Source organism: Pseudomonas sp. PDM21 (assembly GCF_014852505.2).
In the GTDB taxonomy this organism is placed as follows: domain Bacteria; phylum Pseudomonadota; class Gammaproteobacteria; order Pseudomonadales; family Pseudomonadaceae; genus Pseudomonas.
Genome location: NZ_CM181223.1, coordinates 157,338 through 170,322 on the forward strand (window position 1 = coordinate 157,338; position 12,985 = coordinate 170,322).

Here is a 12,985-nt window from a genome sequence, read left to right on the forward strand (position 1 = left end):
GGCGTTGTCCTCGCGGCGCTTTCGGGCGAAGGTGAGTTGACCATTGCAGAGGGAAAACGCTGATAACGGCCGGGCCAGACGCTTTGCGTCACGACTCCGGGCGTAGGACGCTACTATTCGCCTGATAGGAAACTTCTTCCTTTTATAGTTCTCTCCATAGAGAGACTCAATTTTCGTGATGCCCTAAATCAATGGGCATTCATTGTCATCAGGCGATAATCTTGCCCCTGTCGAATTTCAACCGATCGACCACTCGATTAAACGACAACTCTCTACGAGGAATTGCCTAATGAATCTGATCAACACCGCCGTTCAACCGTTCAAGGTCAACGCTTTCCACAATGGCAAGTTCATCGAAGTCACCGAGCAGTCCCTGAAGGGCAAGTGGTCCGTTCTGATCTTCATGCCGGCAGCTTTCACCTTCAACTGCCCGACCGAGATCGAAGACGCTGCCAACAACTACGCCGCCTTCCGTGAAGCAGGTACTGAGGTCTACATCGTGACCACCGATACCCACTTCTCCCACAAGGTGTGGCACGAGACTTCCCCGGCCGTTGGCAAAGCCCAGTTCCCGCTGATCGGCGACCCGACCCACCAGCTGACCAACGCCTTCGGCGTACACATCCCGGAAGAAGGCCTGGCGCTGCGCGGCACCTTCGTGATCAACCCGGAAGGCATCATCAAGACCGTCGAAATCCACTCCAACGAGATCGCTCGTGACGTCGGCGAAACCCTGCGCAAGCTGAAAGCTGCCCAGTACACCGCCGCTCACCCGGGTGAAGTCTGCCCGGCCAAGTGGAAAGAAGGCGAGAAAACCCTGGCTCCGTCCCTGGACCTGGTCGGCAAGATCTAAGAACGATCGGGAAGCGGTTGCGCGGCGGCTCCCGCCACGCAACCACCGGGCGTCCGCCCACGAAAGCTTCCCGAGCCGTTTGGCAACACCCCGAGGATGCCTACCGGCATCCTCCCTACCCAAGCCAAAAGCGTGCGTAGGGTGGGCTGAAAAGCCCGCCGGGGAACCCCTTTGCTCAGATTCCGAGGATTTGAATCATGTTGGACGCCACGCTTAAAACCCAGTTGAAGGCCTACCTGGAAAAGGTCCAGCAGCCGTTCGAGATCGTCGCGTCCCTCGATGACAGCGACAAGTCCCGCGAAATGAGCGAGCTGCTGCACGAAATCGTCGGCCTGACCGACAAGATCACCCTGCGTGAAGATGGTCGCGACGAACGCGTGCCGTCCTTCTCGCTGAACCGCCCGGGGGCGAACATCGGCCTGGCTTTCGCCGGCATCCCCATGGGTCACGAATTCACCTCCCTGGTGCTGGCGCTGCTGCAGGTCGGCGGCCACCCGTCCAAGCTCGAAGCCGAAGTGATCGAGCAGATCAAGGGCATCCAGGGTTCGTTCGTGTTCGAAACCTACTTCTCGCTGTCCTGCCAGAACTGCCCGGACGTGGTCCAGGCGCTGAACCTGATGGCCGTGCTCAACCCGAACATCCGCCACGTCGCCATCGACGGCGCGTTGTTCCAGGAAGAAGTCGAGCGCCGCCAGGTGATGGCTGTCCCGAGCATCTACCTCAACGGTGAAGTGTTCGGCCAGGGCCGCATGGGCGTGGAAGAAATCCTCGCCAAGATCGACACCGGCGCCGCTGCCCGCGAAGCCGAGAAGCTGTCGGCGAAGGAAGCGTTCGACGTACTGGTCGTCGGCGGTGGCCCGGCTGGCGCTGCGGCGGCCATCTACGCCGCTCGTAAAGGCATCCGTACCGGCGTCGCGGCTGAGCGCTTCGGCGGCCAGGTGCTGGACACCATGGCGATCGAGAACTTCATCTCGGTGACCGAGACCGAAGGCCCGAAACTGGCTCGTCAGCTGGAAGAACACGTCAAGCACTACGACGTCGACATCATGAACCTGCAGCGCGCCAGCGCGCTGATTCCGGCGAAGACCGCCGGCGGCCTGCACGAAGTGCAGTTCGAGGGCGGCGGCAGCCTGAAGGCCAAGTCGCTGATCCTGGCCACCGGCGCCCGCTGGCGCGAAATGGGCGTGCCGGGCGAGAAGGAGTACAAGGCCAAGGGCGTGTGCTTCTGCCCGCACTGCGACGGTCCGCTGTTCAAGGGCAAGCGCGTGGCGGTGATCGGCGGCGGCAACTCCGGCGTTGAAGCGGCCATCGACCTGGCCGGCATCGTGTCCCACGTGACCCTGCTGGAGTTCGACAGCAAGCTGCGCGCCGATGCCGTGCTGCAACGCAAGCTGTTCAGCCTGCCGAACGTTGACGTGATCACCAGCGCGCTGACCAGCGAAGTGAAAGGCGATGGCCAGAAGGTCACCGGCCTGGTCTACAAGGACCGCAATTCGGAAGAGTTCAAGTCCGTCGAACTGGAAGGCATCTTCGTGCAGATCGGCCTGCTGCCCAACAGCGAATGGCTCAAGGGCACCATCGAGCTGACCCCGCGTGGCGAGATCATCGTCGACGCTCGCGGTGAAACCTCGCTGCCGGGCATCTTCGCCGCCGGTGACGTGACCACCGTACCGTACAAGCAGATCGTGATCGCGGTCGGCGAAGGCGCCAAGGCGTCGCTCTCCGCCTTCGACCACCTGATCCGCTCCTCCGCGCCAGCCTGATGACCTCGCGCTAGAGAAAGAAACGCCCGATTCACGTGAGTGAACCGGGCGTTTTCTTTTGGATGATATTTACCTGCTGGTCCTGACGCGCGGGGTTAGCACCCTCTCCCTAACCCTCGCCCTGAAGGGAAAGGGGACTGTCCGGCAGACGCGGAGATCTCTGCGCCCTCCGGCTGACTTCGAAAAGTATCGATGCAGAGGACGGCTCCCTCTCCCTTCAGGGAGAGGGCGGGGGAGAGGGCCAGCCTCGCTCCGAATCTTCAGAGAATCGGCGATACCAGCCGCGCCACGCGCATCCCCAGCTGCTGCAGGCGATGCACGCGCTTGCGGTCGTCCAGGGTCATCTCCACCGACTGCGCAAAGTCCTCTTCCAGCATGCTCTCCACGTCGCGGGCGAAGCCTTCGTCGACGGTGATCACCATGATCTCGAAGTTCAGGCGGAAGGAGCGGTTGTCCAGGTTGGCGCTGCCTACGGCGGCACTGTCGTGATCGATCAGCACCACTTTCTGGTGCAGGAACCCCGGCTGGTAGCGAAACACCCGCACGCCGGCGCGCACGGCGTCCAGCGCGTACAGGCTGGAGGCGGCGTAGACCGTCTTGTGGTCCGGCCGGGAGGGCAACAGGATGCGCACGTCCACGCCACGCAGCACCGCCAGACGCAGGGCGGCGGCGACGGCTTCGTCCGGGACGAAGTACGGCGTGGTGATCCACGCCCGCTCCACCGCCGCATTGATCGATTCGACGAAGAACAGCGAGCAGGTTTCCTGGGTGTCCGCCGGGCCGCTGGGCACCACCTGGCAGAGCATCCCGGCGTCGTCGTAGCCGTCGGGCAGGATCAGCGTCGGCAGAGTATGGGTGGCCCAGAACCAGTCCTCGGCGAAGCACTCCTGCAGACACGCCACCGCCGGCCCGTGCAGTTCGATGTGGGTGTCGCGCCAGGGCGCCAGTGGGGGTTTCTCACCCAGGTATTCGACGCCGACGTTGTGCCCGCCGACGAAGCCGCGCACGCCGTCGACCACCACGATCTTGCGGTGGTTGCGAAAGTTCACCTGGAAGCGGTTGATCATCCCGCTGCCGGTGCTGAACGCGTGCACCTGCACGCCGCCCTGGCGCAGGCGCTCGATGTAGCGACGCGACAGGGCATGGCTGCCTATGCCGTCATACAGCAGGAACACGTCCACACCGTTGGCCGCGCGCTCCAGCAGCAGTTGCGCGAGGCGCTGGCCGAGGGCGTCGTCGCGGATGATGAAGAACTGCACCAGGATGACTTTCTGCGCGCTGGAAATGGCCTCGAACATTGCATCGAAGGAGGCCTTGCCGTTCACCAGCAGGCGCACCTTGTTGTTGGCCAGCGTCGGCATGCGCGCCAGCCCGACCATCGCCTTGAGCGACTTGTAGGCGTGGTACTGGCGGGCGGCGAGGGCCTCTTCCACCCAGGGGCGCCAGTCCAGTTCGGCGGCGGCCACGTGCATTTCCTCGTTGGCCTGCCGGCGTGCGCCGATGTAGGCGTCGAAGCGGCTGCGGCCGAAGACGAGGTAGGGCACCAGGGTCAGCAGCGGCATGAACACCAGCGACGTCGCCCAGGCGATGGCGCCCTGCGCAGTGCGCACGCTGAGCACGGCGTGGACCGCGGCGATGATCCCCAGCAGCTGGATGACGACCAGGAAGTGGGCGATGTAGGTGGTGTACTGCATGGGCGCGCGATCGGTTCCTTGTGGTCGGCGGTGTGTCTGAGCCTAGTTGACTCCCGGCGGCTGCGGCCAGCGGCTGACGGGGCCGCGCCAGTGTTCGTAGGTCTTGCCCAGGCGCAGCACAGCTATATCGGCGAAGCGCGGGCCGACGATCTGCAGGCCGATGGGCATGCCGGCGCTGGTGAAGCCGCAGTTGATTGAGAGTGCCGGTTGCTCGGACATGTTCCACGGCACGGTGAAGCCGATGTGCTCGAAGGGCAGCGCCGGGTCGTTGGTGGGTGACGCCCACTCGGCCGGGAAGGCTGAGACCTGGTTGGTCGGCGAGAGCAGGAAGTCTACTTCGTGGAATTGCTCGGCGGCCCGTCGACGCATGTCGAAAGTGCGGTTGTAGCCGCGCACCGCGTCGGCTCCGCTGACCGAGGCGCCGCCCTCGGCCCACTGGTAGATGTAGGGCAGCACCTTGGCCTGGCGTTCGCGCGGCAGGTTTTCCAGCTCGGCCCACAGGCGTGCGCGCCAGAACTTGTCGAGCCCATCGAGCAGTTCGCGGTCGAGGATCGGCTGCACTTCGACGATCTCCGCGCCAGCGTTGGCGAAGCGCTGCGCGACCGCCTCGACGGCGGCGCGGACTTCCGCGTCCGGCTGCAGGCCGCAGCCGGGGGCGAGCTGCAGGCCGATACGCAGGCCCTGCACGTCCAGCGGCTCGATGTGCCAGTCCAGGTCCGCCGGCGGCAGCGACGTGGCGTCACGCCAGTCCGGGCGGGTGAGGTGCTTCATCATCAGCGCCGCATCGTCCAGCGTGCGGGTCATCGGCCCGGCGCAGCGCCCGGTGTAGTACGGGTCGATGGGAATGCGCCCGAAGCTCGGCTTGAAGCCGACCAGGCCACACCAGCCCGCCGGCAGGCGCACCGAACCGCCGATGTCGGTGCCGATGTGCAGCGGCCCGTAGCCGGCGGCGGCCGCCGAGGCGGCGCCGGCGCTGGAGCCGCCGGGGTTCATGCGCAGATCCCAGGGGTTGCGCGCCAGTTCGTGGAAGCTGGAAAGCCCGGAGGAGAGCATGCCGAAGTCCGGCACCGTGGTTTTGCCCAGCAGGATCGCACCGGCCTCGAACATCCGCGCGGCAGGCGGTGCGTCGCCGGTTGAAGGTTGCAGCAGGGTGGCGGCGCTGCCCTGGGGAATCGGGTCGCCACGGGTGGCGATCAGCTCCTTGATGGTCACCGGCACGCCATCCAGTTCGCCGCAGGGCGCGCAGCGGATCCAGCGCGCCTCGGAGCGCCGCGCCTGCTCCATCGCCCGCTGCGGATCGAAGGCGAAGAGCGCGCAGAGTTGCGGCTCCCAGCGGTCGATGTGAGCGATCAGATGCTCCAGGTACTCGACGGGGGATAGCTGGTGCGAGCGGTACAGGGCCAGCAATTCGACGGCGGACAGGTCGTGCAACGGTGGCATGGCAGTCTCCGGCGTGGGGCTATGCCTCACCCTAGCCGAATCCGCGCCGCGATGGGATAGGCGCGGTCGTCACACCGCGCGCCGTCTTTCGTCGGATCAGGCGCGCTGGCGCGATTGCTGGTCGATCAGGTACTGCAGGCGATACAGATGACGGTAGCCCGATTCCCAGGCGCCGTGGCCGGATTTCACGTTGATGTGCCCGGCGGAGGGCAGGATCACCGTCTCGGCGCCCCAGGCGCGGCCAAGGATCAGCGCGCGCTGCGGGCTGCAGGCGGCATCGTTGTCCGAACCCACCAGCACGGCGGGGAAGGGCAGGTTCTGCGCGGCGATGGGGGCGAAATTGCGCAGAGCCTCGTGGCAGGTTTCCCGTTCCACGTCAGCTGGGGCGACCAGCAGGGCACCAGCGACCTGGGCGAGGGCGCGGCGGTCAGCGCGGGCCGCCCAGGAGGCGACGGTGACGCAGCCCAGGCTGTGGGCAATGAGCACCACGCGGCCCGGTTCGCGGCGGATTTCGCGGTCCAGTTCGGCGACCCAGTCGTTGTGCTGCGGGGTGATCCAGTCCTGCTGCTGCACCCGCGCGGCGTTCGGCAGGGCGCGCTGCCAGTGGCTCTGCCAGTGGGCGTCATCGGAACCGTGCCAGCCCGGCACGATCAGGTAGCGGATGCGTTCATTGCGCATGGGGCGGCCCTCTCGAATCGTCATGAGAAGGCATTCTAGGGAGGGTTTTAATATTCGTTAAGGAATAAGAAATTCTTTGCTTATGCAGTATTTCTATCTGACGAATGGCGATAAGGCCTCAGTCCTGCTCCCGGTGCAGCGGGCAGCAGCGCGCCAGGATGCCTTCCAGGTTGAGGTCGGGCATGGCGTAGTCGCGCAGCGCCCTGGCGGTCTGCTCGACGTAGTCGCGGGTGGTGCCGAAGTGGCCCTGGGCGCTGTCGAGCACGTGCTGGACGATGTTGTCGGGCAAAGAGCCGGCGTAGCTGGGCAGGTGGCGTTCGAGGACGAAGCCCAGGGCGCGTACGCGGCTGCCGTCGTCGAGGCGGCAGTTCAGCCATTCCGGGCGGTAGGAAGCGTAGGGCATCTCCCGTTCCCAGAGCGCGTAGAGGTTGGCGTCGAGGTTGTCGTCGGGCAGGCGGAAGGCGAAGCCGGCGCAGGAGCCGCCACGGTCCAGGCCGAGCACCAGGCCCGGCGCTTCCGGGGTGCCGCGGTGGGTGAGGGACCATAGGTAGAGCCCGCGATGGTAGCCATGCACCCGCGCGCGGCGTGCCTCGGCCACCGGGAATTCCGGGCGCCAGATCAGCGAGCCGTAGGCGAACAGCCACACCGGGCCGGCGCCGTGTTCGCTCATGGTGATGTCGAGCGAGGCGCGCAGCTGTGCGGGTGTGAAGCGTTCCGGCACCCCCAGTGTCGGCGGATAGAACGGGCCTTCCGAAGCGGGAGACGATGTCATGCGGTACCCCTCAGGTCTCCAGACTGTCATCAACTTAGTGGAACAGCGGCGGCCACGGAAGGGCCTGAAAGGCATAGGTTTATTGCCAGGGCGGGGATGACGACGAACGGCGGGTGGTTTGGCAGGCGCAGCAAGCCACTGGCGCTCTGGTAGGGCGCATAACGCGCCAGCGTTATCCGCCCTAGGGTTTCGCCGGTTCAGGTCGGACCTGCTTTTCATGGCAGCAAGCTTGCCCGCGAACCTGCCATCCGCTGGACGCGGAGAATAAAAAAAGGCCGCTCACCCCTGCCTGAGTATTGGGAGAGCGGCCTTGAAGCTCGGTACGTTGTGGAGGTCCCTTTCTACACCCGCTCTGTTTCAGGTGTCTTACAGGTGCCTCAGCGCGCGGTGATCACCGCCAGTTTGGTAATCCCCGCCTTCTCGATGGAGGCCATGGCCTTGGCTACCTGGCCGTAGTTCACCGTCTCGTCGGCCTGCAGCTGCACCCGGACTTCGGCGTCCTTGGCCTTGGCCGCGGCCAGGTTGCTCTGCAGCAACTCCGGCTGGATCTCGTCCTTGTTGATGAACCACTTGCCGGCGCCGTCGATGCTCACCACCAGCGGGTCCTTCTGCTCCGGCGGGGCGACCGCCTCGGTCTTGGGCAGGTTGATCGGGATGGCGTTGGTCAGCAGCGGCGCGGTGACGATGAACACCACCAGCAGCACCAGCATCACGTCCACCAGCGGGGTCACGTTGATCTCGGAGAGAACTTCGTCGCTGTCCTGGGTCGAGAAGGCCATGTCAGCTCGCCTCCTTCACGCTGGCACCGGCAGCCGGTTTGCGCGCGGCGGTGGGCAGGGTGACGACACGGAAGGCGCTCTTCTGCGCGAGGCTGTAGAAGTCGTGGGCGAAGTCGTCGAGGTCGGCCGCAGTGAGCTTCAGGCGCCGCAGGAAGTAGTTGTAGACCAGCACCGCCGGCACGGCGACGGCGATCCCCACGCCGGTGGCGATCAGCGCGCTGCCGATGGGGCCGGCGACGGTTTCCAGGCTCGCCGAGCCGGCCGCGCTGATGCCCTTGAGCGCTTCCATGATGCCCCACACGGTGCCGAACAGGCCGATGAAGGGCGAGGTGGAACCGATCGAGGCGAGCACCGCCAGGCCCGATTCCAGGGAGCGGCGCTCACGCTGGATCTGCTGGCGCAGGGCGCGTTCGAGGCGGTCCTGGTGGTTGATCGACTGGGCGAGGTCAGGCTGGCCGTTGTCCTGGACCTGGATGGCGGCGAACCCGGCCTGGGCCACGCGAGCACCGGCACCGGGCTTGCCGGCGGCCTGGTCACCGGCCGATTCGAGGCTGGTGGCGCTCCAGAACTGCTTCTGGAAGCGTTTGTCCTGGGACTTCTGACGGGTGAACTGGACGCCTTTCACCAGGGCCAGTGCCCAGGTGACGACGGAGAAGCCGACCAGCAGCCAGATGACTGCGCCTTCGACGGATTCCAGGGGGTTCAGGGGCAGACTCATGGGTGTTCTCCTTCCGCGATTCTCGTGCGGCTGATCTGGGCAAGTTGAATCAATGCAATTTGAAATCGATGGGTACGCTGACCCAGCCTTCCTGGGCCACGTCGCCGCGCTTGGCGGGGACGAAGCTCCAGCGTTTCACGGCGCGCACCGCGGCATCGTCCAGGGCGTCGCGGCCGCTACTCTTCTGCACCTGGATCTCGCTCGGGCTACCGCTGGCGAGGACGTGGACGCGCAGCAGCACGGTGCCTTCCCAGCCACGGCGCTGGGCCAGGGGTGGGTATTCCGGCGCCGGGTTCTTCAGGTAGCCGGCGCTGGCTGAGGGCGGCGTCAGCGGGGCTGGAGCCGGCGGAGCGGGCGGAGCCGGTTGCGGCGGCGGGGTTTCGGCCTTTGGCGGCGTGGGTTGCTCGACCGGCTTGGGCACAGGCTTGGGCTTGGCCACGGGCTTCGGCTTGGGTTTGGGAATCGGCTTGGGCGGCGGTGGTTTCACCGCGTTCTCGTCCACCACCGGGGGCGGCGGCTCCTGCACCACCGGCTCGGGAATCGGCTCGGGCGGCGGCGGCTCGACCACCGGCGGCGTCGGTGCAGTGAATTCGATGGTCATCGGCGGCACCTGCGGCGGCACCTCCGGCAGCTGCGGGGTGGGCTGCTGGCTCAGCCAGTAGACCACCGCGCCATGCAGTGTCAGGGCAAACAGACCGAGCAGCACGGCTTCGCGGCGGCTCAGCGCACGGGCTTTCGCCGGCACGTGGCGGCCCAGCTCCAGCGCGTGGCGCAGCGGGCGGCCGAGATCGACCAGGTCGCCGCCGGGCACGTGGCGCAGGAACGCATCCGGCGCGAGGGCATGCTGGGGTTGAGCCATGAACGATCTCCTTGCTGGTCTGCGCGGCTCTAAGTCGCGCCTGGAACGGACCTGCATGATTGGCGGAGCGTCTTAGCTCTTGAAGTGATTGTTTCTCTTGTTTAAATAACTTTCGGTGCTATAGGTTTTCGGCGGATCGCTGCAGGCCGCACCATTCGTGGGTTTCAGCGGATCGGCAAAAATCCGATGCCTTTGCGGCATGGAAAATATGCAGGAAAGGTTGGTGTTTTTTTGAGCAAAGGCCCTGGCGCGCGGCTTTGCGAGGCGCTGAAACGAAAAAGCCCGGTCATTCGACCGGGCTTTTCATACGTGTCAGCTACGCGGCGATCAGAACGCCGGCACCACGGCACCCTTGTACTTCTCGAGGATGAACTGCTTCACCTCGGGGCTGTGCAGGGCGGCGGCCAGCTTCTGCATGGCGGCGCTGTCCTTGTTGTCCGGGCGGGCAACCAGGATGTTCACGTAGGGCGAGTCGGCGCCTTCGATGGCCAGCGCGTCCTTGGTGGGGTTCAGCTTGGCTTCCAGGGCGTAGTTGGTGTTGATCAGGGCGAGGTCGACCTGGGTCAGCACGCGCGGCAGGGTGGCCGCTTCCAGCTCACGCACCTTGATGTTCTTCGGGTTCTCGACGATGTCTTTCGGGGTGGCGGTGATGGACTTGTTGTCCTTGAGCTTGATCACGCCGGCCTTGTCCAGCAGCAGCAGCGCGCGGCCGCCGTTGGTGGCGTCGTTGGGGATCACCACGGTGGCGCCGGAGGGCAGCTCTTCGAGCTTCTTGAACTTGGTGGAGTAGGCGCCCAGCGGCTCGATATGCACGCCGGTGACGGCGATCAGGCTGGTGCCCTTGGTCTTGTTGAACTCATCCAGGTACGGCTGGTGCTGGAAGAAGTTGGCGTCCAGGCGCTTCTCGGCGACCTGGGTGTTGGGCTGCACGTAGTCGGTGAATTCCTTCACCTTCAGCTCAACCCCTTCCTTGGCCAGGATGGGTTTGACGAAGTTGAGGATCTCAGCGTGCGGCACCGGGGTGGCGGCGACGGTCAGGCTGTCGGCGGCCTGGGCCAGCGGGGCGCCGATGACGGCGGCGGCAGCGAACGCGGCGAACAGTTTCTTCATGGTTGGCTCCTTGGTCGGCCCGCATCCGGCGGGCCTTGTGGTTATTTGCGCGAGTAATGGACCACCAGCTTGTCGCCGACGGTCTGCAGGATCTGGACGAGGACCACCAGCATCACCACGGTGAGCAGCATCACGTCGTCCTGGAAGCGTTGGTAGCCGTAGCGGATCGCCAGGTCGCCGAGGCCGCCGGCGCCGACCACGCCGGCCATCGCGGTGTAGGACACCAGGGTGATGGCAGTGACGGTTATGGCGGCAATGATGCCCGGGCGGGCCTCGGGCAGCAGGGCGTTCCAGATGATCTGGCGGGTGCTGGCGCCCATGGCCTGGGTGGCTTCGATGATGCCCTTGTCCACCTCGCGCAGCGCGGTTTCCACCAGGCGCGCGAAGAACGGCGTGGCACCCACCACCAGCGGCGGGATGGCCCCGGCGACGCCCAGCGAGGTGCCGACCAGGATCACCGTGAGCGGAATCAGCACGATCAGCAGGATGATGAACGGCAGCGAGCGCAGCACGTTGACGATGAACGCCAGTACGCCGTAGATGCCGCGGTTGGCGAACATCTGCTTGGGCCCGGTGAGGAACAGCAGCACGCCCAGCGGCAGGCCGAGGATGACGGTGAACAGCAGCGAGCCGCCGAGCATCCAGAAGGTGTCGAGGCTGGCCTGGAGGATCTCGGACCAATCAATATTTACGAAGAAATCGCTCATGCGCGCAGCACCTCCACATGGACTTCGGCGGCGTTGAGCTGCGCCAGAGCGGCTTCGATGTCACCGCCCACCAGGGACAGGGTGAGCTGGCCGTAGGGCTGGTCCTTGATGCGGTCGATGCGCCCGGCAAGGATGCTGTAGTCGACGCCGGTCTGGCGCGCGACGGTGCCCAGCAGCGGCGCGTAGGTCGCCTCGCCGCGGAAGGTCAGGCGCAGGATGCGCCCCGGTACGTGGGCGAAGTCGTCGTGCTGCTCGTCCTCATCGACGCGCTCGGCCTCGAAGACGAAGCGGCGGGTGGTTTCGTGCTGCGGATGGAGGAACACGTCGGCGACCTCGCCCTGTTCGACGATGCGCCCGGCATCCATCACCGCGACCTGGTCGCAGACGCGGCGGATCACGTCCATCTCGTGGGTGATCAGGACGATGGTCAGCTTCAGCTCGCGGTTGATTTCCGCCAGCAGTTGCAAGACCTGGCCGGTAGTCTGCGGGTCGAGGGCGCTGGTGGCCTCGTCGCAGAGCAGGATGGTCGGCCGGCAGGCCAGCGCGCGGGCGATGCCGACGCGCTGCTTCTGGCCGCCGGACAGCTGCGCCGGGTACTTTCGGGCGTGGTCCTTGAGGCCGACGCGATCGAGCAGTTCGTCTACCCGCGCGGTGATCTCGGCGGCGCTGAAGGTGCCGGCGAGCTTCATCGGCATGGCGATGTTGTCGGCGACGGTCTTGGAGGCCAGCAGGTTGAAGTGCTGGAAGATCATCCCGACGCGCTGGCGGAAGCGGCGCAGGCCGTCGGCGTCCAGGGCGGTGATGTCTTCGCCGTCGATGACGATGCGTCCGCCGCTGGGCTCTTCCAGGCGGTTGATCAGGCGCAGCAGGGTGCTTTTACCGGCGCCGGAATGGCCGATCAGGCCGAACACCTGGCCGCCCTCGATGGACAGGCGGGTCGGCTGCAGGGCCGGGATATCGCGTCCGGCGACGCGATAGGTCTTGTGGACGTCGTGGAATTCGATCACTTAGCGAACCTTGTGGGTACGGGGAGGCGCCGCTCGCTACCGGGGCCGTCGGATGAACAGGCGTAGGCAACGAGCGTAGGCGGTCAGCCAAAACCGCGCATTTTAACCTGCTTTTTTATGGCTGATTAATCTTTGTTCAGCTAAGCACGGAACAAAAGGGAATAACGGGCGCCGCGAACGGGCGCCCGTGGGGTTCAGGGTGTGCAGTTCGGCTGGGCGGCCGGGGCGACCGGAGCGGCGGGCTTCTGCAGGCCGCTGACGTCGGCGGCGACGCCGGGGGCGCGGGGCATCAGTGAGCGGGCGCGGGTCAGGGCGGTGGTGGCGCCATTGACGTCGCCCTTGGCCAGCGCTTCGCGGCTGCGCTCAAGGTACGCGTCGGCCAGGCGCTTGCGGCGCTCGGCGAGCTGGGTGGCGTCTTCCTGTTCGGAACCCAGCGCGAGCTGCGCGGATTCCAGACGGCCGGCGGCCAGTTCGGTCTCGAAGCCACTGCTGCTGGGCGGATTGCTCGCGGTGCTCTGGCAGGCCGCGAGGGCCAGCGCCATGGCCATCAGCGCGAACAGGCGGATGACGAACGACTTCATGCGTCAGGGTCTCTTTTGATCAAA

The 12,985-nt window shown here is 65.8% G+C and carries 13 protein-coding genes; 2 read left to right on the forward strand and 11 right to left on the reverse strand.

Features of this window, described 5'->3' with window-relative positions; translation table 11 throughout:
• The first annotated feature begins 289 nt into the window (after positions 1-289).
• Positions 290-853: an alkyl hydroperoxide reductase subunit C gene (gene ahpC, locus IB275_RS00760; protein WP_081518843.1), complete on the forward strand. Its 564-nt coding sequence runs from the start codon at positions 290-292 to the stop codon at positions 851-853.
• Positions 854-1,050: 197 nt separating this feature from the next.
• Positions 1,051-2,616: an alkyl hydroperoxide reductase subunit F gene (ahpF, locus tag IB275_RS00765; protein ID WP_192294180.1), complete on the forward strand. Its 1,566-nt coding sequence runs from the start codon at positions 1,051-1,053 to the stop codon at positions 2,614-2,616.
• A gap of 260 nt (positions 2,617-2,876) precedes the next feature.
• Here ahpF and cls read toward each other — a convergent pair whose 3' ends face one another.
• From cls to IB275_RS00820, 11 genes are all read right to left on the reverse strand, one after another.
• Positions 2,877-4,310: a cardiolipin synthase gene (gene cls, locus IB275_RS00770; RefSeq protein WP_192294170.1), complete on the reverse strand. Its 1,434-nt coding sequence runs from the start codon at positions 4,308-4,310 to the stop codon at positions 2,877-2,879.
• Positions 4,311-4,352: 42 nt separating this feature from the next.
• Positions 4,353-5,750, reverse strand: coding sequence for an amidase (locus tag IB275_RS00775; RefSeq protein WP_192294168.1), 1,398 nt, complete (start codon positions 5,748-5,750; stop codon positions 4,353-4,355).
• 96 nt (positions 5,751-5,846) lie between these two features.
• The gene (locus IB275_RS00780) at positions 5,847-6,428 is read right to left on the reverse strand and encodes an alpha/beta hydrolase (protein ID WP_192294166.1); all 582 of its coding nucleotides are present in this window, start codon (positions 6,426-6,428) and stop codon (positions 5,847-5,849) included.
• A 118-nt stretch (positions 6,429-6,546) separates the two neighbouring features.
• Positions 6,547-7,200: a gamma-glutamylcyclotransferase gene (locus tag IB275_RS00785; RefSeq protein WP_192294164.1), complete on the reverse strand. Its 654-nt coding sequence runs from the start codon at positions 7,198-7,200 to the stop codon at positions 6,547-6,549.
• Between the two features lie 377 nt (positions 7,201-7,577).
• Positions 7,578-7,979 (reverse strand): ExbD/TolR family protein, encoded by a 402-nt coding sequence (locus IB275_RS00790; RefSeq protein WP_081518837.1) that lies wholly within the window; start codon positions 7,977-7,979, stop codon positions 7,578-7,580.
• A gap of 1 nt (position 7,980) precedes the next feature.
• Complete coding sequence (locus tag IB275_RS00795; protein ID WP_081518836.1) at positions 7,981-8,697, reverse strand: MotA/TolQ/ExbB proton channel family protein; 717 nt, start codon at positions 8,695-8,697, stop codon at positions 7,981-7,983.
• Positions 8,698-8,746: 49 nt separating this feature from the next.
• On the reverse strand, positions 8,747-9,556 hold the full coding sequence (locus tag IB275_RS00800; protein ID WP_192294162.1) for an energy transducer TonB: 810 nt from the start codon (positions 9,554-9,556) through the stop codon (positions 8,747-8,749).
• 327 nt (positions 9,557-9,883) lie between these two features.
• Complete coding sequence (locus IB275_RS00805) at positions 9,884-10,666, reverse strand: MetQ/NlpA family ABC transporter substrate-binding protein (RefSeq protein WP_192294160.1); 783 nt, start codon at positions 10,664-10,666, stop codon at positions 9,884-9,886.
• A 41-nt stretch (positions 10,667-10,707) separates the two neighbouring features.
• Positions 10,708-11,373: a methionine ABC transporter permease gene (locus IB275_RS00810; protein WP_024766991.1), complete on the reverse strand. Its 666-nt coding sequence runs from the start codon at positions 11,371-11,373 to the stop codon at positions 10,708-10,710.
• Entirely contained in the window at positions 11,370-12,380 is a 1,011-nt protein-coding gene (locus IB275_RS00815; protein WP_192225579.1) for a methionine ABC transporter ATP-binding protein, read from the reverse strand. The genes IB275_RS00810 and IB275_RS00815 overlap by 4 nt, the downstream gene beginning before the upstream one ends.
• 194 nt (positions 12,381-12,574) lie before the next feature.
• Complete coding sequence (locus tag IB275_RS00820; RefSeq protein ID WP_138213311.1) at positions 12,575-12,961, reverse strand: hypothetical protein; 387 nt, start codon at positions 12,959-12,961, stop codon at positions 12,575-12,577.
• Positions 12,962-12,985: the final 24 nt, after the last annotated feature.